The 25,331-nt window shown below is 66.0% G+C and carries 17 protein-coding genes; 5 read left to right on the plus strand and 12 right to left on the minus strand.

All coding sequences use genetic code 11. The features are described 5' to 3' along the window. Positions 1-267 precede the first annotated feature (267 nt). Positions 268-1,050: a class I SAM-dependent methyltransferase gene (locus HCZ97_RS16705; protein WP_167690148.1), complete on the minus strand. Its 783-nt coding sequence runs from the start codon at positions 1,048-1,050 to the stop codon at positions 268-270. 60 nt (positions 1,051-1,110) lie between these two features. Here HCZ97_RS16705 and gloB point away from each other — a divergent pair, with 60 nt between their 5' ends. Together gloB and clpA are read left to right on the plus strand one after the other, a co-directional pair. Continuing rightward, positions 1,111-1,869, plus strand: coding sequence for a hydroxyacylglutathione hydrolase (gloB, locus tag HCZ97_RS16710; RefSeq protein ID WP_167690182.1), 759 nt, complete (start codon positions 1,111-1,113; stop codon positions 1,867-1,869). A 168-nt stretch (positions 1,870-2,037) separates the two neighbouring features. Further along, positions 2,038-4,377, plus strand: coding sequence for an ATP-dependent Clp protease ATP-binding subunit ClpA (gene clpA, locus HCZ97_RS16715; protein ID WP_167690150.1), 2,340 nt, complete (start codon positions 2,038-2,040; stop codon positions 4,375-4,377). A gap of 296 nt (positions 4,378-4,673) precedes the next feature. Here clpA and HCZ97_RS16720 read toward each other — a convergent pair whose 3' ends face one another. The 3 genes from HCZ97_RS16720 to HCZ97_RS16730 all read right to left on the minus strand — a co-directional run bounded on the left by HCZ97_RS16720 (position 4,674) and on the right by HCZ97_RS16730 (position 8,385). After that, on the minus strand, positions 4,674-6,587 hold the full coding sequence (locus HCZ97_RS16720) for a peptidoglycan -binding protein (RefSeq protein ID WP_167690152.1): 1,914 nt from the start codon (positions 6,585-6,587) through the stop codon (positions 4,674-4,676). Between the two features lie 3 nt (positions 6,588-6,590). Next, the gene (locus HCZ97_RS16725) at positions 6,591-7,793 is read right to left on the minus strand and encodes a biopolymer transporter ExbB (protein ID WP_167690154.1); all 1,203 of its coding nucleotides are present in this window, start codon (positions 7,791-7,793) and stop codon (positions 6,591-6,593) included. A gap of 67 nt (positions 7,794-7,860) precedes the next feature. Then, positions 7,861-8,385: a gamma-glutamylcyclotransferase gene (locus HCZ97_RS16730; RefSeq protein WP_167690156.1), complete on the minus strand. Its 525-nt coding sequence runs from the start codon at positions 8,383-8,385 to the stop codon at positions 7,861-7,863. A gap of 70 nt (positions 8,386-8,455) precedes the next feature. On the opposite strand from HCZ97_RS16730, the gene HCZ97_RS16735 reads away from it, so the two are divergent. Continuing rightward, on the plus strand, positions 8,456-9,451 hold the full coding sequence (locus HCZ97_RS16735) for a DUF2125 domain-containing protein (protein WP_167690158.1): 996 nt from the start codon (positions 8,456-8,458) through the stop codon (positions 9,449-9,451). Here the strand turns inward: HCZ97_RS16735 and HCZ97_RS20660 are convergent. The 6 genes from HCZ97_RS20660 to HCZ97_RS16765 form a co-directional block, all read right to left on the minus strand. Next, positions 9,448-10,353, minus strand: a complete 906-nt coding sequence (locus HCZ97_RS20660) for an extensin family protein (protein ID WP_254871584.1) — start codon at positions 10,351-10,353, stop codon at positions 9,448-9,450. The genes HCZ97_RS16735 and HCZ97_RS20660 overlap by 4 nt on opposite strands. 110 nt (positions 10,354-10,463) lie before the next feature. After that, positions 10,464-11,378, minus strand: a complete 915-nt coding sequence (locus HCZ97_RS16745) for a prephenate/arogenate dehydrogenase family protein (protein ID WP_167690160.1) — start codon at positions 11,376-11,378, stop codon at positions 10,464-10,466. Further along, complete coding sequence (gene hisC, locus HCZ97_RS16750) at positions 11,375-12,466, minus strand: histidinol-phosphate transaminase (protein ID WP_167690162.1); 1,092 nt, start codon at positions 12,464-12,466, stop codon at positions 11,375-11,377. The genes HCZ97_RS16745 and hisC overlap by 4 nt, the downstream gene beginning before the upstream one ends. Before the next feature lie 225 nt (positions 12,467-12,691). Then, on the minus strand, positions 12,692-13,312 hold the full coding sequence (gene rpsD / locus HCZ97_RS16755) for a 30S ribosomal protein S4 (RefSeq protein WP_167690163.1): 621 nt from the start codon (positions 13,310-13,312) through the stop codon (positions 12,692-12,694). A gap of 249 nt (positions 13,313-13,561) precedes the next feature. Continuing rightward, positions 13,562-13,798, minus strand: a complete 237-nt coding sequence (locus tag HCZ97_RS16760; protein WP_167690165.1) for a hypothetical protein — start codon at positions 13,796-13,798, stop codon at positions 13,562-13,564. Positions 13,799-13,937: 139 nt separating this feature from the next. Further along, entirely contained in the window at positions 13,938-14,120 is a 183-nt protein-coding gene (locus HCZ97_RS16765; RefSeq protein ID WP_167690167.1) for a PLDc N-terminal domain-containing protein, read from the minus strand. A gap of 240 nt (positions 14,121-14,360) precedes the next feature. On the opposite strand from HCZ97_RS16765, the gene HCZ97_RS16770 reads away from it, so the two are divergent. Further along, positions 14,361-14,597 (plus strand): hypothetical protein, encoded by a 237-nt coding sequence (locus tag HCZ97_RS16770; RefSeq protein ID WP_167690169.1) that lies wholly within the window; start codon positions 14,361-14,363, stop codon positions 14,595-14,597. A gap of 13 nt (positions 14,598-14,610) precedes the next feature. Here HCZ97_RS16770 and uvrB read toward each other — a convergent pair whose 3' ends face one another. After that, the gene (uvrB, locus tag HCZ97_RS16775) at positions 14,611-16,809 is read right to left on the minus strand and encodes an excinuclease ABC subunit UvrB (RefSeq protein WP_167690171.1); all 2,199 of its coding nucleotides are present in this window, start codon (positions 16,807-16,809) and stop codon (positions 14,611-14,613) included. A 206-nt stretch (positions 16,810-17,015) separates the two neighbouring features. Between uvrB and HCZ97_RS16780 the strand changes: the two genes are divergently transcribed. After that, the gene (locus HCZ97_RS16780) at positions 17,016-17,327 is read left to right on the plus strand and encodes an ETC complex I subunit (RefSeq protein ID WP_167690173.1); all 312 of its coding nucleotides are present in this window, start codon (positions 17,016-17,018) and stop codon (positions 17,325-17,327) included. Positions 17,328-17,719: 392 nt separating this feature from the next. Here the strand turns inward: HCZ97_RS16780 and HCZ97_RS16785 are convergent, their stop codons facing one another. Continuing rightward, positions 17,720-24,985 (minus strand): autotransporter outer membrane beta-barrel domain-containing protein, encoded by a 7,266-nt coding sequence (locus tag HCZ97_RS16785; RefSeq protein WP_167690175.1) that lies wholly within the window; start codon positions 24,983-24,985, stop codon positions 17,720-17,722. Between the last annotated feature and the right edge of the window lie 346 nt (positions 24,986-25,331).

Raw genomic sequence — 25,331 nt, forward strand, 5'->3', positions numbered from 1 at the left:
TTAACGTCTCCTCCCAGCCTGCGACGAAGCGGTACAGTTAACCTCGGGAAACGTTGCTGCTTTGACGCAGTTCAGCCGCAATTTCCGGGATGGATCTACACCTTTCGGATGCAGCGGATTGACGCCGATCAACCGCAGGCTGCGACGCCTCAGGCAGCGCTTGCGGCGCGCCAAACCCGCCCCGGTCGGGATTCTGTCGGTGCATGACAGCGCCGTCGGCGCCCGCTCCGCGCCCTGCCCGGTGACGCCTCTTCAGCGCCCCGTTCTTCAGCGACCTGTCGGAACCGGCGTGGCTTCCCGCGCGGTCTCGGGCTTGGGCGCGGGGGCCGTCAGCCCCTCCAGCACCCGCAGCCCCGAACCCCGCCGGGCGCGCTCGCCCGGGCCGGCCGGCAGATGCACGCGCTTGGTGGCCTCCACCATCAGCACCCCGCCAGAGACGATCATTGCCATGGCACCGCCCAGCCCCTCCCAGAACCCGGCCGTCTTGCGCCAGAACCGGCGGTGAGAGGGTGGCTGGTACAGCGTGTGAACGTGGTTCTCCGGCAGGAAGGCGTGGGACTTCAGCTGCGCTTCCAGCTGCCCCTGGCTATAGGGCCGCCCGTAGCCGAAAGGCGTGCGGTCCGACCGCGACCAGAGCCCGGCGCGGTGGGGCACGATGAACAGCGCCCGCCCTCCCGGCCCCAGCACCCGGAAGCATTCCTCCAGCAGTTCAGAGGGGCGCTCGGTGGTTTCCAGCCCGTGCATCAGCACCAGCTTGTCCACCTGGCCCGTGTCGATCGGCCAGCGGGTTTCCTCGCACAGGACAGAGACATTGGGCATCCCCGCCGGCCAGGGCATCACGCCCTGCGGTCCCGGCATCAGCCCGATGACCCGCCGCGCCTCCGGCAGGTAGGGGCGCAACAGCGGCACCGCGAAGCCGAAGCCGACCACCGTCTGCCCCTTGGCCTCGGGCCAGAGCGTCAGCACCTGCTTGCGAATATTGGCCTGGGCCGCGCGCCCCAGCGTCGACCGGTAATAGAAGTTGCGCAGGTCCTGGACGTCCAGATGCATTGAAAGCCGCTCCGCGAGGTGGTTCACTCAAAGACAATAGCAATGAAGGACGATTTTGCCATGGCCCTCGACCTTGTGACCATTCCCTGCCGCAGCGACAATTACGCCTACCTGGTGAACGGCCCCGACGGCTGCTGCATCGTGGATGCGCCGGAGGCCGCGCCGATCATTGCCGCCGCGCGGGACAAGGGCTGGACACCCACCGCCCTGCTCATCACCCACCACCACCACGATCACGTGGAGGGCATAGAGGCGCTGCGCGACGCCTTCCCCGGGCTCACCGTCACCGGCCCCGCCGCCGAAAAGGACAAGATGCCCGCCATGGATCACTACGTGGCCGAGGGCGACAGCGGCGGCCCCTGCGGCTGGCAGGTGATCGAGGTCCCGGGCCACACCCTGGGCCATATCGCCTACCACATGCCCGAAGCGGAGCTGGTCTTTACCGCCGACAGCCTCATGGCGCTTGGCTGCGGCCGGGTCTTCGAGGGCACGATGGACATGATGTACGCCAGCCTGTGCAAGCTCGCCGCGCTGCCGCCGCAGACCACCGTCTGCTCCGGTCACGAATACACCAGCGCCAACGGCAAGTTCGCCCGGACCATTGAACCGGACAATCCCGCACTTATATCGCGTATCGAAGCCGTCGCAGAGGCCCGCGCCGCTGGTCGGCCCACCGTGCCCTCCCGCCTTTCGGAAGAACTTGAAACCAACCCCTACCTGCGGGCGCACCTGCCATCCCTGGCCGAAGCCGTCGGCCTTCCCGGTGCCGCCCCCGCCCAGGTCTTTGCCGAGGTCCGGCGCAGAAAGGACGCATTCTGAAACGCCTCATAGCGCTCCACTTGTCATGCAAAGCAGATAAATGTGATCGCGCGTCCGCAGAAAAACCTTGAAGCTTCGGCAAGATCGACCAAACTTTAAGACTAAGAGGCCATGTTGGACCTGGGGTCCGTTACCCCGCTCCGACACAGATCGAAAAGGAGCACCGCAGTGCCTTCATTCTCGACCACCCTGGAACAGGCGATCCATGCAGCCCTCGCGCTGGCGAACGCCCGGCACCATGAATTCGCGACGCTCGAACATCTGCTTCTGGCCCTGATCGACGAACCCGACGCCGCGCGCGTGATGAAAGCGTGTTCCGTCGATACCGAGGAATTGCGACAAACACTTGTCGAATTCGTCGATGAGGAACTTTCCAACCTCGTGACCGATGTGGACGGCTCCGAAGCCGTGCCCACGGCTGCCTTCCAACGCGTCATCCAGCGCGCCGCCATTCACGTCCAGAGCTCCGGCCGGACGGAAGTCACCGGTGCCAATGTGCTTGTCGCGATCTTTGCCGAACGCGAAAGCAACGCGGCCTACTTCCTGCAAGAACAGGACATGACCCGTTACGACGCCGTCAACTTCATCGCCCATGGCGTGGCCAAGGATCCCGCCTACGGTGACAGCCGGCCGGTCACCGGTGCCGCGGACGATGAGCGGCAGAACACGTCGAGCAGCTCCGCGACGACCTCGAATGAGAGCGAGGGCAAGGAATCGGCTTTGGACAAATATTGCGTCAATCTCAACGTGAAGGCGCGCAAGGGGGACGTGGATCCCCTGATCGGCCGCGCGCATGAGGTGGAGCGGTGCATCCAGGTGCTCTGCCGCCGCCGCAAGAACAATCCGCTGCTCGTGGGTGACCCGGGCGTCGGCAAGACCGCGATCGCGGAAGGGCTCGCCCACAAGATCGTGGCGGGCGAAACCCCGGACGTGCTGTCGGAAACCACCATCTTCTCGCTCGACATGGGCGCGCTGCTGGCCGGCACCCGCTACCGTGGCGATTTCGAGGAACGGCTGAAATCCGTGGTCTCCGAACTGGAAGCCCACCCCGATGCCGTGCTCTTCATCGATGAAATCCACACCGTCATCGGTGCCGGCGCCACCTCCGGCGGGGCCATGGATGCCTCCAACCTGCTGAAGCCCGCGCTTCAGGGCGGCAAGCTGCGCTGCATGGGCTCCACCACCTACAAGGAGTTCCGCCAGCACTTCGAAAAGGACCGTGCGCTGTCCCGTCGCTTCCAGAAGATCGACGTGAACGAACCCACGGTCGAGGACGCGGTGAAGATCCTCAAGGGCCTCAAGCCCTATTTCGAGGAACACCATGGCATCAAGTACACCAATGACGCGGTGAAGACGGCGGTGGAGCTTTCCGCGCGCTACATCAACGACCGCAAGCTGCCCGACAAGGCGATCGACGTGATCGACGAAGCCGGCGCGGCGCAGCACCTGGTGGCGGAATCCAAGCGTCGTAAGACCATCGGCGTGAAAGAGATCGAGGCCGTCGTGGCCAAGATCGCCCGCATCCCGCCCAAGAACGTCACCAAGGACGATGCAGAGGTGCTCAAGGATCTCGAAGGCTCGCTCAAGCGCGTCGTCTTCGGCCAGGACCTTGCCATCGATGCCCTTTCCTCGGCGATCAAGCTGGCCCGTGCGGGCCTGCGCGAACCCGAGAAGCCCATCGGCAACTACCTCTTTGCGGGCCCCACCGGCGTCGGCAAGACAGAGGTCGCCAACCAGCTCGCCGATACGCTCGGCGTGGAGCTGCTGCGCTTCGACATGTCCGAGTACATGGAGAAACACGCGGTCTCCCGCCTGATCGGTGCGCCTCCGGGCTACGTGGGCTTCGACCAGGGCGGTCTGCTGACCGATGGCGTGGACCAGCATCCGCATTGCGTGCTGCTGCTTGACGAGATCGAAAAGGCGCACCCGGATGTCTACAACATCCTCCTGCAGGTGATGGACCACGGCAAGCTGACGGACCACAACGGGCGCACGGTGAACTTCCGCAACGTGATCCTGATCATGACCTCCAACGCGGGGGCCTCCGAACAGGCCAAGTCGGCCATCGGCTTCGGGCGGGACCGTCGCACCGGCGAAGATACCGCCGCGATCGAACGGACCTTCACGCCGGAGTTCCGCAACCGTCTGGATGCGGTCATCTCCTTCGCGCCCCTCCCGAAAGAGGTCATCCTCCAGGTGGTGGAAAAGTTCGTCCTGCAGCTGGAAGCCCAGCTCATGGATCGTGGCGTTTCGATCGAGCTCACGAAGCCCGCGGCCGAATGGCTGGCGGACAAGGGCTACGACGACAAGATGGGCGCCCGCCCGCTTGGCCGCGTGATCCAGGAGCACATCAAGAAGCCGCTCGCGGAAGAGCTGCTCTTCGGCAAGCTTGCCAAGGGCGGCGTGGTCAAGGTCACGGTCAAGGACGGCAAGCTGTCCCTGCAGATGGACGGGCCGGACAAGCTGCGGCTCTCGGGCAACAAGCCTCCGCTGCTGACGGCGGACTGACCCGCGGCCCGCGCACGGGCGGGCCCGCGGCAAAAGCGAACACTCACGGAGGAAAGGGCGGGGATCTTCCCCGCCCTTTCTTCTGCGTCCTACCCTCAGCGCCCAACCACCGCGCGCTGCGTTAACCCGGCCAAATACCGACACGCGCACCGACGTGATACCGACGTAATACCGACGCGATACAGACGTTGCCCAAAGCGCGGATTCCCCCTGTTAACCAGGGTTTTGACCCCGATTCGGGTGGCATCCGCCCCGCCGCAGGCCGCACGGTCCGGTACCATTTGTTAAGGGGGCGCTCAGCGCTCGGTGAACTTGAGCTCGATCCGTCGGTTCTGGGCGCGGGCATCGGGGCTGCTGCCCTCCGCAATCGGCTGGTATTCCCCGAAGCCATTGGCCGACAGCCGCTGCGGCGGGATGCCAAGGGAGATCATGTAACGCACCACCGACAGGGCGCGGGCCTGGGAAAGTTCCCAGTTATCAGCGAATTGCCCGGCACCAGAGATCGGGACGTCATCGGTGTGCCCATCCACCCGGATGATCCAGTCGATGCCATCGGGGATCTCGTCGGCCACCTCGAACAGGATGCCCGCCACCTGGTCGATCTGGTCCTCGCCTTCCGTGGCCAAGTCCGCGCTGCCGATGTCGAAGAGCACTTCGGAGGAAAAGACGAAGCGGTCCCCCACGATGCGCACACCATCCTGCCCCGCCAGCACCTCGCGCATGCGCCCGAAGAAGTCGGAGCGGAATTTCTTAAGTTGTTCAGCCTCTTGCTGCAGCCGCTCCGCTTCCGCCGCCAGCCGCTCGCGCTCTTTCTTCTCGGCGGCCGCCACCTGCGCCAGCGCCGCGTTCAGGTCCGATCCCAGCGACTGGATCTGCACCTGGCTCGCCGCATCGCGCTCCTTGTAGTCATCCAGCAGGGACTGCAGGCTGCCCAGCTGCGTCCGCAGTGCTGCAACCTGTTGATTCAAAAGCGTTGCCTTGCGCTGGCTCTCGGCCGATTGCGCCTCTTCCTCGGCCAGGGCCGCATTGGCCTGCTGCAAGAGGATCGCGCGCTGCTCGGCCTCCGACAGCCGGGCCTCTGCCTCTTGCTCGGCCGCCAGCTTCGCCGCCAGTGCTGCGGTCAGCTGCTTGCGCACCTCTTCCGCATCCAGCTCCGCCGCGCTCAGATCACCCTGCGCCGCCTCCAGCGCCGCCTGAAGCGCTGCCAGCCGCGCCACCCGGTCCTCGGAGCCTTCCTGCACCGAGTCCAGCTGGTCCTGCGCCTGCGCAAGCGAGGTTTCAAGCGCCGCCGCATCCGCCTCTGCCGCCTGCTGCTCCAACAGGGCTGCGGCCAGCTTCTCGTCCAGCCCGTCGCGCGCGGCCTCTGCGGCGGCCAGCAGGGTCAGCGTGTCCTCGGCCTTCTGGCGCTGCTCTTCCAGCGCCAGCGTCATCGCCGTCAGCTCATCCTGGGAATTCTGCAAGCGCTCGCGCAGCCGCCGTGCGGCTTCGGATTCTGCAAGCTTTTCAGCCTCTTCCCCCGAAAGCTGCTGCTCAAGCTCGCCCACCCGCGCGCTCAGGCCCGCAGCCTCCTGCGCGGCCTCGGCCTGGTCTGCCTTCAGATCGGCCACCAGTGCTTCCAGCGCCTCGCGCCGGGCGGCGGCCAGCCGGGCGGCCTCTGTCTGGGCGTCGATCTCATCCCGCGCTCGCGCCACGGCAAGGTTCAGCGCCTCTTGTTCGTCCGCCAGTCGGTCACGCTCGCCTTCCAGCTCTGCCACGGTGTCGCGGGCATCGTCGCGCTGCGACAGAAGGGTGGCCACCTGGGCCTCGAAATCCGTGATCCGGGACTGCGCGGCCTGCAATTGCTGCTGGCTCTGATCGCGCTGCTGGATAAGAGAATTGATCAGCGCGGATTGCTCATCCACCTGCCCGCTCAGGTCCGTGACCTGGCCCTCAAGCGCCTGCGATCTTTCCCGTTCCAGCCCCAGCGTGCGTGACAAGGCGGCCAGGTTCGCGGCCAGCTCACCCAGCTCATCCCTTTGGGATGTCACGGTATCTTGCAGCGTATCCAGTTCGCTTTCCTGCCCGGTGATGGTTTCCTGCAGGGCGTATTGCATGATCATGAAGATCGTCAGCACGAACATCAGGACCATCAGCAGGCCGGTCATCGCATCGACGAAACCCGGCCAGATATTCGCTTGGAGCCTGGCCCCGGATCTGCGGGAAAGCGCCATGGCCTAGCGGTCCTGGTCCGGCAGCTGCGTCGGGCGCTGCCCGGTGCGCTGTCCCTGAGAGATCACGCGGCTGAGCGCGGCAATATCCGTGCGCAGCTCTGCCATGGTCTCATGCCGCCCGGCGCTGATCTCTTCCAGGATCCGCAGCAGCTGGGTGTCCATGGACCGCAGGCGCATCCGGCTTTCGGCATCCATGCCCTCGCCCTCTCCGCCGATCTCGGTCAGCCGGGTCAGCAGCGCATCCTGACCATCCGCGATCCGGCTCAGCGCATCGGCAATCGGGCTGTTCACGGCATTCTGCGCGGCCATGCGATCGGTCAGGCGCTCAATCGTGTCGGCCAGGTTGGACAGCTTTCCGTCCAGCGACTCCCGGGCCTCTTCAGAGCGCAGGAACAGGCCCTGAAGCCCCTCCATCTGGTCGCCCAGGTTGTCCAGCACCGCCGCCAGCGCATCGGAGTTCGCCCCATCGTCACTGTCGGCCAGCCCCAGCCGGGTGATGGTGGACAGCCATTCCTCCAGCTCGCGGTAGAAACGGTTCTGGCCATGGCCCGCGAAAAGCTCAAGCAGGCCCACGATCAGCGATCCCGCCAGGCCGATCAGGGAAGAGGCAAAGGCCACGCCCATGCCCCCCAGCTGGCTTTCCAGCCCCGACATCAGCCGGGCAAAGACATTGGCCCCGTCTTCGCCTTCCTGCGGCACCAGGCTCTGGATCGTTTCGACCACCGCCGGGACGGTCGTTGCCAGCCCGTAGAAGGTGCCCAGAAGGCCCAGGAAGATCAGCAGAGAGGTGATGTAACGGGTGATTTCGCGCCCTTCGTCGATCCGCGTGACCACCGATTCAAGGATCGAGGCCGAGGAGGAGGACGAGATCTGCATGCGCTTGGTGCGCCCGGCCAGCAGCGTGGCCAGCGGCGTCAGCAGCCGGGGCGCGCGATCCGTGGCCGAGGTGACGCCGGAGGCAAAGCGTTCGATCCAGCGGACCGATGAAATAAGCTGCGCGACCTGCCAGAAACAGGCGATCACGCCCAGCACGAAGACAAAGGCGATGAAGCCGTTGAGATAGGGGTTAGCCTCGAACACCGGGCGCAGGCTGGGATAGACCAGGACACCGCCGAAGCCGCAAAGCCCCAAGACGATCAGCATCAGGATTACCTGCCGGACGGGTTGCGAAAAATGCGGCTCCGCCTCGAGATCCTTCTGCGCCATACGCTCCTGCCTCAGCCTTGCTTGCCCTGCGGCGACTCTAGGTGTTTTGCCGTTTCAAGAAAAGGGCTTATCCCGTCAGGGCGCGCACACGACCGGCCAGCCAGGTCAGCTCTTCATCGCCCAGCCCAAGGCTGTCCAGATGCTGGGCAGTATTGAAGAGATATTCGGAATTCGGCCCCATCCCGCCATGGGCACGGGCGATGATCTGGGCCTGTTCCTCAAGCGGCAGGCCCCCGCAATACTGGATATGCGCGGGGTCGATGACATAGGTCACGGCCTCTATTACGCGGCCATCGGTCAGGTTCACCGGCAGGCGCTTTTCCAGGTAGGCGGAAGAGACCAGTTCGCGTTCGCGCAGGTAGTCCAGCACCTTGTCGGCCTCTTGTTCATCCGTGCGCAGGGCCAACCCGGTGCAGCTGGTCCCCTCCTGCGCGTCCAGCGCCAGCACCAGCCCCGGTTCGATTTCCGATCCGCGGTGGTGGATGGAGGTCATGCAGAAGCTGCGCGCATAGCCGCGCAGCCGCGCCACCACCGTTTCGGCGGGCGCGAAGCCTGGTTTCCACAGAAGCGATCCATATCCGAATACCCACATGATGCGTCTGGTCCTTTTGCCTTGGCACCTTATAAACACACCAGAGACTGCGACCGAAAGGGGAATGCCCGTGAAACGTCTTCTGATCCTGATCCTTGTCGTCGCGGCCCTCTGGTCCGGTTACTGGCTGATCGGGGCTGCCTATGTTCGCAACGGCATCGAAACCTGGTTCGCCGAACGAGAGGCCGATGACTGGCAGGCCGATTACGGCGATTTCCGCGTCACCGGCTTCCCCAACCGCTTCGACATGATCTGGACGGACCTGGCGCTGGCCGATCCGCGCACCGGCTGGGCGCTGACCCTGCCGGAGTTCGCCTTCATGGCGCTCTCCTACAATCCGCTGCACATGATCGCCGTGGCGCCCAATGACATGCAGCTGGCCACGCCGCTGACCAATGTCACCATCACGGACAGCGATCTGCGCGCCTCTCTGAAGCTGCGGTCGCGCAAGCGGCTTGAGGTCGTGCGCTCGCAATTGTCGGGCGATGACCTGCTGGTCACCGGGCCGGAAAGCGTATCGCTGGGCCACCTGAACCTGGCGATGGAACAGGCAGAGGACGACCGCAACACCTATCGGCTGGGCGCGCTGGCGCAGGATCTGACGCCGCCAGAGGCGCTGAAGGGGCGGATCGCTTCCGGCGTGGCGCTGCCGGAGATGATGCAGGAGGCACGGCTGGACGCAACGGTCACCTTCTCAAAGCCATGGGACATCACCGCGATCGAGGACTCCCGCCCCCAGCCGCGCCACATCCAGCTGGATCAGCTGAAGGCGCAATGGGGCGAACTTGCCATCCAGGCCACCGCCACGCTGGAGGTGGACGAAGCCGGCCTGCCCACGGGGGAACTGGCGCTGCAGGCGAAGAACTGGCAGGCGCTGCTGCGTCTGGCGGTCGAGACCGGCGTGCTGGACGAGCGTCTGGCCCAGGGCACGGAAGCGGCGCTGAAGCTGCTGTCGGGCATGAGCGGCAACCCCGCCTCGCTGGACGTGACCGTCGCCTTCCGCGATGGCAGGACCTTCCTTGGCCCGATCCCGGTGGGGCCCGCCCCGGTCATCCAACTGCGCTAACGGCAGTAGCTGCCGTTCCGGTAACGCGCTGTATCGAAATGGAAATGGTCGCGGTGCAGGGCGTTCGCCTCTGGCCCCAGCACCGTGCCGAAGGGGCCGCAGGCCGCCGCATGGGCACGCACCAGCATCCGCCCTTCCCGGCCCCGGCGCCAGTCCTTCAGGACGTTCAGCTCCTTGCCGTCCACCAGCTTGATGCCAGAGATATCGACGGCGCGCCCCTTGCCATGTTCAGAGATCTTCGCGCCCTTGCGGTTGTTGCGGGGGCGGCAGATGTAATGCGCGGCAATGGACAATTCGCGTACGCCGCCGCCGTAGCTGCCCACGGCGGGCTTCAGCCCCCCATCGACCCAGGCTTTCAGCGCCCGTGCCGTGCCGCAATCCATCACCGCATGGGTGGAGAGCGCAACGCCTGAGACAGAGCTGACCCGCACCGCCTCTGCCACCCCGCAGGCCGCGATAGAGGCGCTGACACGCCCGATCGCCACGCCCTGGATCGCCAGATCCCCGCAGACCGCCCCGCTGCGCCGGGCGGACATGGCGGCCCGGGCGGTCTGGACGACCTCGGCAGGGCGTGCCCGCGGGCGCGGTGTGATCGCGGAGGCCAGCGCAGAGGTTTCCGGCAATACCGGCGTCACCCCCACGATGGTTGTGTCAAAGGGATCCTTCGGCGTGCCGGCAGATCCGGGCTGAACCGGACGCGCGGCGGGATCGCCTGCCAGCTCCGCCTCGGCTTCGGCCTCTTCCAGCTGAAGTGCCGCCTGGTCGTCTGGAACCTCGTCCTCTTCGGGCCGGTCTGACTGGGGATCCGCCAGGGCAGCCGCTTTCGCATCAGGCCCCGTCGCATCGGGGATCGGCGTGGCTTGCCCCTGCGCGGCCTGGCGCAGGAAGATCTGCGTCGGCAAGACCCGCCCACCCTGAACCTGGCCGGGGGCAACCGGGAGTGGGCTCTGCTCGGGTGGGGCGGCGAAGGCCGCAAGCGGCAAGGCCAACCCCAATCCAAGCAGAAAGCGCTTCATTTCCTGCCGACCGGTGCCCTGCCGAAGTCCGGGGCCGATGTATCCTGCCCGGCGTCGATGATGCCGCGGCGAATGGCCCGTGTCCGGGTGAAATAATCATGCAGAAGCTGGCCGTCGCCGGTGCGGATCGCCCGTTGCAGGGCGAAAAGCTCTTCGGTGAACCGTCCCAGAATCTCCAAGGTTGCATCCTTGTTGGACAGGAAGACATCCCGCCACATGGTCGGATCGCTGGCGGCAATCCGGGTGAAATCCCGGAACCCCGCAGCGGAATACTTGATCACTTCGCTGTCCGTCACCCGGCGCAGATCGTCGGCCACACCGACCATCGTATAGGCAATCAGGTGCGGCGTATGAGAGGTGACCGCCAATACCAGATCATGGTGATCGGCATCCATTTCGTCGACATGGGCGCCCAGGCCTTCCCAGAATGCGCGCAAATCCGCCACATTGGCGGCATCGCTTTCCGGACTGGGCACCACGAGGCACCAGCGGTTGTCGAAGAGCGCGGCAAAGCCGGCCTCGGGGCCGGAATGCTCGGTGCCGGCCAGCGGGTGGGCCGGAATGAACTGGACGCCCTTGGGGATATGGGGCGTCACCGCCTCGATCACCGCGCGCTTGACGGAGCCCACATCGGAAACTACGGCCCCGGGCTTCAGCCCCGGCGCGATGGCCTCGGCCGCCTGGCCCATGGCGCCCACGGGCACGCAGAGGATCACCAGATCCGCGCCCTCCACGGCTTCTGCCGCGCTGTCAAAGACGTCGCACAGGCCGATCCGTCGCGCGGTCTCACGCGCCTCTGGCGAGGCGTCGAAGCCGCGGATCTCTCCAGCCAGAGCGCCGCGCTTGGCCGCCCAGACGATGGAAGAGGCGATCAGCCCAAGCCCGATCAGGGCGATACGGTTGTAGATCACGCAGGCACCCCCGCCTTGAACTGGCCGATCGCATAGGCCACCCGGCGGCAAGAGGATTCATCCCCCACCGTGATGCGCAGGCAATTGGGCAGGTTGTAGCCCGCCACCCGGCGCACGATCAGACCGCGCGCCTTCAGGAAATCATCGGCTGCCTCGGCCTCTTGCTGGCTGGCAAAGCGCGCCAGGATGAAGTTCGCGCAAGAGGTATCGGAGGCCACGCCATGTTCGGCCAGCGCCTCGGCCAGCCAGGCCCGCAGGCGGGTGTTCTCGGACCGGGAGTGCTCCAGGTGGGCATGGTCCTTGATCGCCGCCTCCGCCGCCGCAAGCTGGCCGGACGACAGGTTGAAGGGCCCGCGGATGCGGTTGAGCACATCGATGATCTCTTTCGGGCCGTAGCCCCAGCCGATGCGCAGCCCGCCCAGCCCGTAGATCTTGGAAAAGGTCCGGGTCTTCACCACGTTGTCCCGGCTTTCGACCAGCCCCGCGCCGCCGTCGAAGCCTTCGACGTATTCCACGTAGGCCCCGTCCAGCACCAGGATCGCCTGTTCGGGGATACCGGCGGCCAGCCGCGCGACCTCGTTCCCGCCGATCATCGTGCCGGTCGGATTGGCGGGGTTGGCGATGAAGACCAGCTTCGTGTCCTCGGTACAGCCCGCCAGGATCGCATCCACGTCGATGACGCGCTCACGCTCCTTCACGCAGACCGGGGTCGCCCCGGCAGCGCTGGCAGAGATCTTGTACATGGAAAACCCATGTTCGGTGTAAAGCACCTCGTCCCCCGGACCGGCATAGGCCTGGCACAGGAAATGGATGATCTCGTCAGAGCCGGTGCCGCAGATGATCCGGTCCGGGTCCAGCCCGTGATGGGCCGCAATGGCCGCCCGCAGCTCTGCATGGTCAGTCGAGGGATAACGATGCAGGTCTTGCGCCGCGCGGCGATAGGCCTCTTTCGCGGCATCGCTGGCGCCGAAAGGGTTCTCGTTCGACGAGAGCTTCACGATGTCTTTCACACCCTCGACCTTGGATGCGCCGCCCACGTAGGGCGCGATATCCATGATGCCGGGTTGCGGAACGATCTTGCTGGTCATTTTTGCACCTTTCCCTCGCCGCAACTTCTAGCGGGCAGGTCCCCCCATGGAAAGCTGAGATTGCCAACCCGCCTGTGGCTGTTGCGCAAGCATCCCGGTTGATCGGGACCCGCCCGCGCCGGGCGCTGGCGGCGGGGCGATGCCCGGGAAAAGCGCATAGAAAAAGGGCCGCACCTTTCGGCACGGCCCTTCGTATGTCGGCCCAGAAGCCGATCCGTTGCCGGATCAGTTCTGTGCGTAGAATTCGATGACCAGGTGCGGTTCCATCTGGACGGCGTAGGGGATGTCGCCCAGGGCCGGGGTGCGCACGAAGGTTGCCGTCATTTTGGAGTGGTCGGCCTCGATGTAGTCGGGCACGTCACGCTCTGCCAACTGGGTCGCTTCCAGAAGGACGGCGATCTGCTTGGACTTCTCGCGGACTTCGATCACGTCACCCTCTTTCACGCGGTAGGAGGGGATGTTGACGCGCTTGCCGTTCACCAGCACGTGGCCGTGGTTCACGAACTGACGGGCTGCGAAGATGGTCGCAACGAACTTGGCGCGGTAGACAACGGCGTCCAGGCGACGCTCCAGCAGGCCAACCAGGATCTCACCGGTGTCGCCCTTGCGGCGCTCAGCTTCGGCGAAGATGCGGCGGAACTGCTTCTCGGTCATGTCGCCGTAGTAGCCTTTCAGCTTCTGCTTGGCGCGCAGCTGCAGACCGAAGTCGGACAGTTTGCCCTTGCGGCGCTGGCCGTGCTGGCCGGGGCCGTATTCACGACGGTTCACCGGGGACTTCGGACGACCCCAGATGTTTTCGCCCATGCGACGGTCAATTTTGTACTTGGCAGACGTGCGTTTGGTCACGGCTGATCTCCTTCTTTGGAACGCCGCCCGAAAGCGGCTATGAAGGGCGTTGTCCTCTTGAGGTTTCCCCCATGACAGGCTTCCCCTTGCGGGGGCCACCAACACCAATGAAGCCGCGCTTATATCCGGGCGAGAGGGGGAGTCAATCGCCCTTGCCCCGGAAAACAGGCCTTTTGCCCCCTCGGGCCGGGAAATCCGCTGCGTCACCCGCCGGAAGCGGGTTTGGGGCTGCCCGGGCGCGTCGCAGGCCTATTTCCCCGCCGTGATCCGGAAGCCATCGCCATCGAAGGCCAGCCGCCAGCGATTTCCCTCGATCTGGGTGCCCGCGGCGGTGGTGTAGCCGTCGACCCGCAGGCGATCGCCGCTGACCTCGCCCGCCACCCGCACGCCGTCCGAGAACACCAGCACCGCCGGGCCATCGGCACGCGCGCCCTGCCCCCGTGCGCCAGGGTAGAGATGTGTGTGAAAGATCTCAAGCTCGGTCATGGGCTCTCCGGTTGGAGCAGGCCCTGCGCACGACCACGTGCGACCGCCTGCCCGCCCACCGTTAGCACATGAAAACGGCCACCGCACCCGTGGGTACAGTGGCCGGCAGAAGGTCAGTTCATGCTGTCAGTCGAAGCGATCAGACGCGAACGCTGCCCGAACGGGGACCGGCGATGAGCCAGATGATGAAGCCGATGACCGGCAGGATCAGGATCAGCAGGATCCACAGCACTTTCGCGCCAACGCTGGCCGAAGAGCTGAACACCTGAATGATGGCGTAGATATCAAGAACGAGGACGATGAGTCCCAGAATGAATTCCATGGGTCTTCTCCAAGATTGCAATGTGCTTGATATGACAACGCCGCCCTCCCCCCTTCCGGTTCCCTGTCACATAAAAATACTTGCCCCAGGGTCACCCATTACGGCAGGGAGGGGCTGAACCTTCCGCCCACCGCCGAGGCTGCGGTAAAAATCACGGAACTCCCGGTCCGAGCGCCGCGTTGAACTCACACGACCAAACCGGCATGCGTCGAGCCGGCATTCTGTCAACAGGAGGCTGTCATGCGTATACTCGGAGTACTGGCACTTGCCGTGGTAACGGTGATGATACTGTCCCTTGCCGTGAATCTGGTGGAAGTACGTCAGCACGACCGGGGCCGCCTGCCCAATGTCGATCTGACACTGGACAGCATGGATTTCCCGGCACCCGAACGCGCAGGCGCCACCACATCCCTTGATAACGAGGATGCGGAACAGATGACCGCGCCGGACATAGCGCCGCAGCCTGACATCCGCTGAGACCCCACATCGCTTAACGCTTGCGGCGCTTCACGTTGCCGCCATGCTGGCCCGGACGCCCGGCTGTGGACCGTCCCCGGCTTTTCTGGGACAGGTCAGCGGCGGCCTCGATCGCGGATTGCCGGGCAAGGGGATCGTCCCCCACCGCAAGCTCCACAGCCTCAAGCCGCTTGACCTCGTCGCGCAGCCGCGCTGCTTCCTCGAACTCCAGGTTTTCCGCCGCCTTGCGCATCTCGGCGCGCAGCCCGTCCAGGTGCGCCTGAAGGTTGGCGCCGACCAGCGGTTTCTCAACCTTGGCCGTGACGCGGTTCATGTCCACGTCGCCCTTGTAGAGCCCGGCCAGGATATCCTCGACGTTCTTCTTGACCGTCGAGGGCGTGATATTGTGCTCGACGTTATAGGCGATCTGCTTTTCGCGCCGTCGCTCGGTCTCTGCAAGCGCGCGTTCCATGGAGCCGGTGATGCGGTCGGCGTACATGATCACCCGGCCATCGACGTTTCGCGCCGCCCGCCCGATGGTCTGCACCAGCGAGGTTTCAGAGCGCAGGAACCCTTCCTTGTCCGCATCGAGGATCGCGACAAGCCCGCATTCGGGGATATCCAGACCCTCGCGCAGAAGGTTGATCCCGATCAGCACATCAAAGGCCCCAAGTCGCAGGTCGCGCAGGATCTCGATCCGCTCGATCGTGTCGATGTCGCTGTGCATGTAGCGCACCTTGATGCCCTGCTCATGCATGTATTCGGTCAGATCCTCGGCCATGCGCTTGGTCAGGGTGGTGACAAGCGTACGGTAGCCATTGGCCGTGACCTTGCGGACCTCGTCCAGAAGATCGTCCACCTGCATTTCCACCGGCCGGATTTCCACCTGCGGATCCAGCAGGCCGGTCGGGCGGATCACCTGTTCGGTAAAGACGCCGCCCGCCTGCTCCAGCTCCCACTTGCTGGGAGTGGCGGAGACAAAGATCGACTGCGGGCGCATGGCGTCCCATTCCTCGAACTTCAGGGGGCGGTTGTCCATGCAGGAGGGCAGCCGGAAGCCGTGCTCAGCCAGCGTGAACTTGCGCCGGTAGTCACCCTTGTACATCCCGCCGATCTGGGGAACCGAGACGTGGCTTTCATCGGCAAAGACGATGGCATTGTCCGGGATGAATTCGAACAGCGTGGGGGGCGGTTCGCCCGGCGCGCGCCCGGTCAGGTAGCGCGAGTAGTTCTCGATCCCGTTGCAGACGCCGGTGGCCTCCAGCATCTCTATGTCGAAGTTCGCACGCTGTTCCAGCCGCTGCGCCTCCAGCAGCTTGCCCTCGCCCACCAGCTGGTCGAGGCGCTGCTTGAGCTCTTTTTTGATGCTGATGATCGCTTGCTGCATCGTCGGCTTGGGCGTCACGTAGTGGCTGTTGGCGTAGACGCGGATCTGCTGGAAGCTGCCGGTCTTTTCGCCTGTCAGCGGATCGAATTCGGTAATGCCCTCAAGCTCTTCCCCGAAGAAGGACAGCTTCCAGGCGCGGTCCTCAAGGTGGGCCGGAAAGATCTCAAGGCTGTCGCCGCGCACCCGGAAGCTGCCCCGCTGAAACGCCTGATCGTTGCGCTTGTACTGCTGGGCCACCAGGTCCGCGATCACCTGCCGCTGGTCGTAGGTGCCGCCGACCTTCAAGTCCTGGGTCATGGCGCCGTAGGTTTCGACCGACCCGATACCGTAGATGCAGGAAACGGAGGCAACGATGATCACGTCATCGCGTTCCAGCAGCGCCCGCGTGGCCGAGTGGCGCATCCGGTCGATCTGCTCGTTGATCTGGGATTCCTTCTCGATGTAGGTGTCCGACCGCGCAACATAGGCCTCGGGCTGGTAGTAATCGTAGAAGGAAACGAAGTACTCCACGGCGTTGTCCGGGAAGAAGCCCTTGAACTCACCGTAAAGCTGGGCCGCCAGGGTCTTGTTCGGGGCCAGGATGATCGCCGGGCGCTGCGTCTCCTCGATGATCTTGGCCATGGTAAAGGTCTTGCCGGTCCCGGTCGCGCCCAGCAGAACCTGGTCGCGCTCGCCGCTCTGCACACCTTGGGTCAGCTCCGCGATGGCGGTGGGCTGGTCCCCCGCCGCATCGAATTCCGTCTTCATGACAAGCCGCTTGCCACCTTCCAGCTTCTCGCGCGTGCGCACATCGGGTGCGGGCGCATGAAGCATGGGCTGTGTCTTGTCAGAATGGGCGTAGGGCATGGGACCTCCGGGGGGCGCGGCGCAGACACTAGAGAATGGGTGGTTTTCCCGCCGGTGCAAGGGGCCGGATGCCGCCTTGCTGACAGCAGGTGGCAGGAAACCGGCAAAATCCGCGCCGTGGCAGGATTCGTAAACCCTCCGACCACGGCAGGTCTTGCGATCCGCCCAGGAATTCCGGATAAGGACCGCGTAGTTCGGAGGAATCCATGCGCGCACGAATTTTTCGCCCGGCCAAGACGGCCATGCAGTCCGGTACCGCCAAGACCCGGAAGTGGGTGCTTGAGTTTTTCCCCGATTCCGCGCGTGAAGTAGACCCGCTTATGGGCTGGACCTCTTCCACGGATACGCAAAGCCAGGTGCGCCTGCGCTTTGACACGAAGGAAGCCGCCCTCGAATACGCCTCCGAGAATGGTATCGAAGCGGTTGTGACCGAGCCCCATGGGCGCAAGGCCAACGTTCGGCCCGGCGGCTATGGCGAGAACTTCGCGACGAACCGCCGAGGCGTCTGGACTCACTAAGTCCCTGCAAACCGGGATCAGGTTGCGGCCGAATAGGTCTCAAGATTCAGCCAAGATCTATTTTGAATTGTTCGGCTTTCAGCCGGGGCCTCTTCTTTGCCTCCTGAAAGCTGGGGCGGATGCTCCGGCGCCTTTTGCGCGCTCAGTCCTGACCTGACGCCAACCCTACCTCGGACGGTCTCCTTACAGATAAGCGCCCTTCGTTGAGAAACGGGTGTCCCGCTGCCGTCATCAAGAGCGCTTCGCGCAAGCGTCGTGATGACACAAGCGGTACAGGATGCGTCGCATCTGCGCCGCGCCACTGGTTTTGCCGGATCCTGCCCGGCTCTCCCCGGAAAGCAGGACGGGGCCACGGCATCCGCAGCCCCGTCGCCCCACGCTCCGGTTTCTCCTCAGAACCTGTAGGACAGCCTCAGAAGGCCGCCATAGGCGCGGGAATTTTCGCTCAGCCCGGCCTCCCCGCGCACCGAAACGGTCAAGCGGTCCGCCAGGTCCATGTCCAGCCCCACCGCCAGGTTGCCCCGGTAGCGGTCCCCGGTGACAACGTTGGACAGCGTGCCCAGCCCGGTGTCCGCCCCGGCCAGGGCAGAGGTGACGGAATACTCCGGATCCGTCAGCGCGGCGGTCACGCCCGCCCGCAGGTAGGCCACGGCAGAATTGCCGTTGAACGATGTCGCATGACCCACCTCGACCATCGGAGAGAAGTCCACGTTGGTCTTCGCCACCGCGTCCACGTTCCAGTTCAGGCTTCCGCCGCCGCTTTCGGTGAAACCGTCCTGCCAGATCCGGGTCACGGCCAGGGCGGCGCTCGGTTTCAGGTAGAAGCTGTCCTGCTGGTAGACCGAAGAGGCCCGCGCCTCCAGCGACAGGTAACGCCCGGTGATGTCGGAGGCGGCGTTGTAGCCCTGCCCGGTGACCGTATAGCCCCGGTTGTAATCGAAGTCGTAGAACCCGCCCGCCAGGGTGGTCGACAGCGTCACCGCCCCGATCTCCTTCTTCAGCGCGGCGCCGAAGCCGAGGCGGCTGCCCGCCTGGGTGAAGTTGCTGCCGGTGATGGTGACATCCTCGTAGGTGGCGCCGACCTCCAGGAAGAGATCGCCATGGATCTCCCGTTGCACGGCCCCGGCCAACCCCCAGGTTTTCTCCGTGTAGCCGGGCGCCTGCGACGTGGCGTCCTGGGTCAGCTCTGCGCCGATGACTTCCATCCAGCCGCAATCCTGCTGGTGCAGGAAGTCCGTGCCGGCGGAGGGTTCCAGCACCGGGCAGCTCTGCAGCAGCCCGTGCATTGCCAGGGCAGACCGCGCGGCGGTAGAGCCCGCGACGCTCGCCTCGTCCGGCACATGCTTCAGGTAGGCTTGCTCCAGCTCCGCCGCGGAGCCGGTGTTGAGAAACTGCGTCGCCAGGTACTGGAGGTCATCCGTCGCGGCACCCTCGGCCACGCGACCATCGGCGATAGCGCCCATGGTGTTGCTGAAGTAGTCGGCATATTTCAGCGCGGCGCGGCTCATGGTGTGCCCGGTCGAAGAGGCGCTGTAATCCACCTCGTATTCCAGCTGGAGGCTGGTGAAGGTGAAGGCTTCCGCGTTGGCAACCCGCTGGAAGTTCATCTTGGTCGCCGCGCTGTGCTTGATGCCCAGATCAGAGACGTCAATGGAATCGGGATCGTACTGGATGATGTTCATCTCGAAGAAGGAGCCGTTCTCAAGGGCGGTCTTGCCCGTCAGGTTCGTGGCCACCTCCCCCGAAAGGGTACCGCTGGCACCTTCGGAGACCTCCAACAACATCAGCTTGTCGTAGCTCAGGGTGCTGCCATTCCAGGCCATGTCCACCTGGATGGTGCCCGCTTCGGAGAATGTGCCACCATAGTCGATCTGGGAGTTGCCCACAGTACCAGCGGTGCCCGCAGACAGGGTGCCCCCGGCAGACCCGGTATAATACCCCATGTTGCCAAGCTGCACGTTGGTTCCCACCCCGAAGGTCGCGCCGCTCGCGTTGGTGAACTCGTTCCGGTTATTGTCGCCCAGCTTGATCGACCCGTTCAGCACCCCGCCGTTCTGGTTGTGGATCCGCAGGGAGGCCGTGCCATCGCTGCCGATCACCACCGCGTCGTCATCGGCGCTTTGCAGGGTGCCCGCGTTCTGCAGCAGGTTTGAGACGTAGAGCGCCCCGCTAGAGCGGAAGTTCTGCTTGCCAGCCGCGAAGGCCACCGTCTCGTAGGCATTTGAGCTGGTGGTCTCCACCAGGGCACCCTTGCCGATCACCACGTGAGAGGTCGAGGCGCAGGAGGCCACGTGGCTGGCGCTGCAGGCATCAGCGCTGCTGGGCAGGTTGTCCTTCGCACCATCGGCCTGCACCAGGATCGCCCGGGCGTCGTCGCCCTGCGCGGAGATGCTGCCGTCGACCTTGACCAGGACGCCGGCAGAGGCGCTTTCGTCATCGTAACCCGCGACGCTCTGGGCGAAGACGCCGCTGGCACCGTAGCCCGTGACGGTGATGTCGCCCTTCACATCCACGTTGACCAGGCCGGAGCTGCCGGCACCCTGGCCGGTGCCGATCTGGCCCCGCGCCGCCTTGTCCGCATCCGAGGGGTTCTCGGGGTCCACGGACTTGTCGGTGTCGCCATTGCCCTGGCCGCCGCCGCCGCCGCCCACAGACTGGGCCCAGACGCCATGGGCATAGCGCCCCGCGGTCGCGATGGAGGAACCCTTGCCCAGGCTCACGGTCACCGCGCCGCCGTCGCCGCCTGCGCCGTCGTTGTCCTCGTAGTTGTTGTTGGCTGCGATCATGCCGCGCCCGACACTCTGGACGATGCCGGAGAGGGTCGTGACGATACCCGCCTCGACCTCGCCGGCAGTGCCGCCCCCGCCGCCAACGGCCTGGGCATAGATGCCCATGGCGCCGTCGCCGCCGGTGGTCACATGGCCGGTGTTGGTGATGGTGATATCGCCGCTGTCGCCGCCCTTGCCGGTGCTGCCCGCCACCCCGACAGAGGTCAGCAGGCCCTGGCTGCCGTCACCGGCAACACCGCCGCCGCCGCCCACGGACTGGCCGTAGATCCCGGTGGCGCTGTCGCCGTAGGTGGTGATGGCGCCATCGTTGCTGAGGATGACGTCGCCGCCCACGGCGCTGTCGCCGCTGCTACCGCCGATGCTGACCGACCAGTTGGTGAAGAGGTCGCCCAGCTTCTCCTTCCACTCTGCCTTGCCGAAAAGCTTCTTGTACTGTTCGATCTGCTCCTTGGCGGTGTTGAAGTTCTCGTAGGCGTCATAGGCATCCGCCGCGAAGCCCACGCCGTCCGGATCGCCATTGCCGCCGTTGCCGCCATTGCCGCCGATCGACTGGCCGAACATCCCGTAAGCCGCCGCACCCGTGGTCACCACGTCGCCGTCCGAATCCGTCTTGCTGGTGCCGGTCACGATGCTGCCGCCCGCCGCGTTGGCCAAGGTGACCGTGCCGCCCTTGCCGCCCGCGCCGCCACTGCCGCCCACGTTGACCTCGTAGTCCAGTTCCGGCGCTTCCGGCTCTTCCTCGCCGGCCTTCTTGGCCGCCTCGCTTGCCGCCGCGTGCTTCTCGGCGATGAGACCGATGTTGTAGGAACCGGTGCTGGCCCCGTTGCCGCCGTTGCCGCCGATGGAATGGCCGAAGATCCCGTAGGAGGTGCCCGCCGTCGTGGCGATCGCCCCACTGTTGGTCACCGTCACGTCGCCGCCCACAGCCCCTTTGCCGCCGCTGCCCCCGACAGAGGTCTTCAGCGCGAACGAGACCTTGTCCTTCGCCTTTTCGCCCACGCCCATGTTGTAGGAGATGCCGGTCCCGCCGTTGCCGCCATGGCCGCCAATGGAGTTGGCATAGATGCCGTAGGCGTCGCCGCCCTGGGTGGAGATGCTGCCGCTGTTGTCCACCGTGACCGCGCCGCCGGCACCGCCGGTGCCGCCGTCCCCGCCAACGGTGACCGCCGCGCTGATCGTCGTGCCGGTGTTGCCGGAGATCGTCCCGTAGTAGCTTGAGCCGCCCATGCCCCCGTTGCCCCCGGCGGAGGCCGCCGCGATGCCCATGGCATAGGCGCCCTGGGTGCTGATGCCCGCGACGTTGGTGATCCCGACATCGCCCGCCTTGCCGCCGGTGCCGCCATGGCCGCCCACCAGGAACTCCGCGCTCAGCGATCCCTCGGTCGAGATGGTCATGTTGCCCGCCGTCACCGTGCCGCCGAAACCGCCGTTGCCGCCCAGGCTCAGGCCCAGGATCCCCGCCGCGCCGTAGCCCGTGGTGGAGATCGTCCCGGCCTGCTGCGTGCCGCCATCGGCGGTCGTGGAGACCGTCACCTTGCCCCCCGTGCCGCCTTTGCCGCCATTCCCGCCCTGCACCGCTTGTACGTTGCCGGAGATCTCGCCCATGTCGAGGGTCACGTTGTCCACGGCCCCGCCGGTGCCGCCCTTGCCGCCCACCGACAGCGCCGCGATGCCGGCAGACAGATGGCCCGCCGTGGCAACGCTGCCCGCGCCGGTCACGGTCACCGTGCCGCCGGTGCCGCCGTCGCCCGCGTCAGAGCCCAGCGAAAGCCCCAGGTCCGCCATGCCCATCGCCCCGGTCGACACCGTGCCGCCGGAGCCGCCGCCGCCACCCACGCTAAGCGCCAGCACCCCGAAGGACAGCGCGCCATTGGTGCGGATCAGCCCGTCATGGGTCACGCTGACAGCGCCCGCCTTGCCGCCGGTTCCAGCCGCCCCGCCCTGGGCGAAATTCGCGTTGATCCCGGAGATCGCGCCGGAGAAGACATGAGAGGTATTGCCACCGCCGCCCGCCACGGACACCGCAAGGATGCCCGGGCTCAGCGCCCCGGCAGAGGCTTTCAGCGCCGCGGCATCGTCATCGCTCAGGCCGCTCAGCATGGCGTCGGTCACCACGCCCGTGGCAATGGTGCCGCCCTTGGCGTTGGTCACCGTCACGTTGCCGGAGGTGCCGCCATTGCCGCCGTTTGACCCGGTGGTCGCCCCGATGGTCAGCCCGCCGACCGCGCCGTTCCAGGTGCTGCCCGCCACGCCGCCGGACCCGGCCACGCTCAGCGCCGCCACCCCGGCAGAGGCATGGCCGCTGGTCCGGATCGCGCCGCTGTTGGCCACCCTCACCGCGCTGCTGTCGCCCCCGCCCCCGGCCGAGGAAGAGGCCATGCCGTTGGTCGCGGCAGCCGTGGCGCCGCTCAGGTCCAGCCCGTTGCTGAAGTTGGTCACATGGCTCGACCGGCCACCGCTGCCGCCCACTGAGAAGGCCAGCAGCCCCTCGCTGAGGTCACCCGCCGTGGTGATCGCCGCGGTCGAGGTCACATCGATCTCGCCGCCGTCGCCACCCGCACCGCCATCCGAGCCCACGTCGTTGCTGAAGGAGGCCAGAAGGTTCACGCTGGTCGTACTGCCCGCAAGGCCCCCGCCCTGACCGACAGAGCCGATGACCGCGCCGGCGGAAAGCTCGCCCGCCGTGGTGATGGTGCCCGCCAGCGTGCTGCCCGTGATGTCGCCGCCGTTCGCGGCGTCGCCCGCCTCGCCACCCAGTGCATGCCCGCTGGAGGCATTGACCAGGGTGATCGTCGTATCCGCGCCGCTGGCACCGCCGCCGCCGCCCACGCTGAGGGCCACGAAGCCCTCGGACAGCTTGCCCAGGGTGCTGATCACATCCGCCTCGGACATCGTGAAGGTGATGTCGCCGCCCGTGCCGCCGCCGCCGCCCGCGCCACCGACGTGGGTGGTGAACTGCAGCACGTCGATGGAATGGGTGGAACTGCCCGTGCCCCCGCCCTTGCCGACGGAGGCCAGCACGATACCCTGGGCCATCTTGTCGCCGCTGGTTCTGACCGTGGTGCCGTTCCCGTCCGCGTCGACCTTCGAGGTATAGGTGACGCTGCCGGCATTGCCGCCCACGCCGCCGCTGGCACCGATGCTCTCGATCCCCGCGCCGCTGTGCGAATTGCCGCCGCCGCCTCCGACCGACAGGCCCAGGATGCCCGCGTTCTCGTTGCCGGAGGTCAGGATGGTGCTGCCGCTCATATCCAGGGTGACGGTGCCGCCGTCGCCGCCGTTGCCGCCGCTCGCGCCCGTGGTTTTCAGACCCATCGCGTAGCCGGAGTTGCCCCCGGTGCCGCCCACGCTCAGCGCGACGACCCCCTCTGCATGATCACCCCCGGTGCCCACCCGGGCGCTGTCCAGCGTGACCGAAACCGCGTCGCCGTTGCCACCGGTGCCGCCGAAGCCGCCCATGGCCTTCAGGTCCAGGGCGCTGCCCCCGGTGCCGCCGCCGCCACCGACAGAGGTGGCCACCACCCCGATCGCCTGGTCACCCGAGGTGCCCACCTGCGTGCCCTTCAGCACCAGGCTGACCACCCCGCCGCCGCCACCGGAGCCGCCCCCGGCCCCGTAGCCCGACAGCCCGCCGATGGAAGTGCCGCCCTCGGCCCCCATTCCGCCGATGCTCTGCGCCATGACACCGATGGAAGCGCTGCCCAGCGTCGTGATGTTGCCCGTGCCAAGGGTCACCGTGACCGTGCCACCGGCGCCCGGATCCCCGGCCGATCCCGGCTTGCCCTTGCGGTGCAGGAAGCCCAGCTCGGACCCCTCTGACCCGTCCCGACCGCCCGCCGACAGGGCGTAGATCCCGTAGGCATTCGCGGCGTTGGCCGCCACGTTGCCGCTGAAGGTCAGCGTCACATCGCCACCGATGCCGCCATCTCCGCCGGAGCCGACGTAGTCGTCTGTGTTGGAAGAGGCATCGCCCCCGTCGCCGCCGTCACCTGCCTTAGAGGCAATGCCGATGCCGTTGCCTTTCTCGCCCTCGAGGTTGTTGTGCTCCCAGGTCGAAATCAGGGTGACATCGCCCCCGTCGCCCCCCCGGCCGCCATCGCCTCCGTGGGAGTTCAGCCAGCCGCCGGAGTGACCGCTGCCGCCGCGCCCGCCGTTGCCCCCCTGGGAGGTGATGCTGATGGCGTCGCCGTCCGATATCGAAGACAGGATCACGCTCTCGGACACGGTGACTGAGATATCGCCGCCCGCCGCACCATCCCCCGCGTTGCCGCCACGGGAGGTCTCGAAGATGTCCGAATTCGCGTCACCCCCGTCGCCGCCGTTGCCCCCCGTTGCCAGCATCTGGAAAAGCGGGTTGTTATGCGTGACCAGCATGGGGCGTGTCCCCGTGTCATCCGCGTTGTCCGCCGTGATCGAAACCGTCAACGCCCCACTGCCACGGCCCGAGTGTCCGTTGGCGCCATGTTCGCCACCGTGGGAGGCCGCCGCGGCATCCGCACCCAGCACCTTGGTGTTCAGGATCTTGCCCGAGATGGTCGTGACCCACCATCCCGGACTCAGGTCGATGTCCACCGTCCGGTCCGGCCCGTCGCCGGAGCCATCGGGCACCTGCAGATTGATCTTCAGCAGGTCCAGGCCGCTCTGCAGGAAAACGCTGGAGGTCAGGTTCTTCACCACCTGCGACGTCACGTCGAAATCCCCGGGGTTCAGCCCCAGCTCCACCGTCGAGGTGATCTCTCCCGTGCAGGTCATCTTGCTGCCGTCGATGGCACAATCGGCCCGCGCGGCGGGCACCATGGCCGTCGTGGTCATCAGAAGTGCCAGGGCAGAGACCCGGACGGCATTTCGCTTGGCAGGCAGTTCATTCATGGCGCACGTGTCCCAAGGTTCGCACAACAGTTCGATGCATCGAACAGGCGGGACCGATGAGCACTGCGCGGCATGACTTGCCGTGGATCGCGCCGGTCGCCCAAGCCGATCTCAGCCATTTCCCCGGACGATCCGGGCTATGCCGCGGACGCGCCTAATCCCCGCACCGCCTGTCCAAGAAGACTTTTTTCTCGACTCGAACTAAATGCAACGGCGCGCAGGGCCGACCAATTGCAGATATCTGCAGGACAGGGAATTTCCTTGGCGGTATAGCGACTTACCGGACGGAAGAACCCCGCAGACAGACCAATAAATGAAGGCGCCGGCGACCTCTCCACGCCTTTTC

The organism is Pseudooceanicola sp. HF7 (assembly GCF_011806405.1).
Lineage (GTDB): Bacteria > Pseudomonadota > Alphaproteobacteria > Rhodobacterales > Rhodobacteraceae > Pseudooceanicola.

Coding starts and splice junctions, on each gene's coding strand:
- HCZ97_RS16725 (WP_167690154.1), bottom strand. CDS start 7,793: ATGGCGCAGAAGGATCTCGAGGCGGAGCCGCATTTTTCGCAACCCGTC.
- HCZ97_RS16765 (WP_167690167.1), bottom strand. CDS start 14,120: ATGGAATTCATTCTGGGACTCATCGTCCTCGTTCTTGATATCTACGCC.
- HCZ97_RS16730 (WP_167690156.1), bottom strand. CDS start 8,385: ATGTGGGTATTCGGATATGGATCGCTTCTGTGGAAACCAGGCTTCGCG.
- HCZ97_RS16770 (WP_167690169.1), top strand. CDS start 14,361: ATGCGTATACTCGGAGTACTGGCACTTGCCGTGGTAACGGTGATGATA.
- HCZ97_RS16705 (WP_167690148.1), bottom strand. CDS start 1,050: ATGCATCTGGACGTCCAGGACCTGCGCAACTTCTATTACCGGTCGACG.
- HCZ97_RS16760 (WP_167690165.1), bottom strand. CDS start 13,798: ATGACCGAGCTTGAGATCTTTCACACACATCTCTACCCTGGCGCACGG.
- hisC (WP_167690162.1), bottom strand. CDS start 12,466: ATGACCAGCAAGATCGTTCCGCAACCCGGCATCATGGATATCGCGCCC.
- HCZ97_RS16720 (WP_167690152.1), bottom strand. CDS start 6,587: ATGGCGCTTTCCCGCAGATCCGGGGCCAGGCTCCAAGCGAATATCTGG.
- HCZ97_RS16785 (WP_167690175.1), bottom strand. CDS start 24,985: ATGAATGAACTGCCTGCCAAGCGAAATGCCGTCCGGGTCTCTGCCCTG.
- uvrB (WP_167690171.1), bottom strand. CDS start 16,809: ATGCCCTACGCCCATTCTGACAAGACACAGCCCATGCTTCATGCGCCC.
- HCZ97_RS16780 (WP_167690173.1), top strand. CDS start 17,016: ATGCGCGCACGAATTTTTCGCCCGGCCAAGACGGCCATGCAGTCCGGT.
- gloB (WP_167690182.1), top strand. CDS start 1,111: ATGGCCCTCGACCTTGTGACCATTCCCTGCCGCAGCGACAATTACGCC.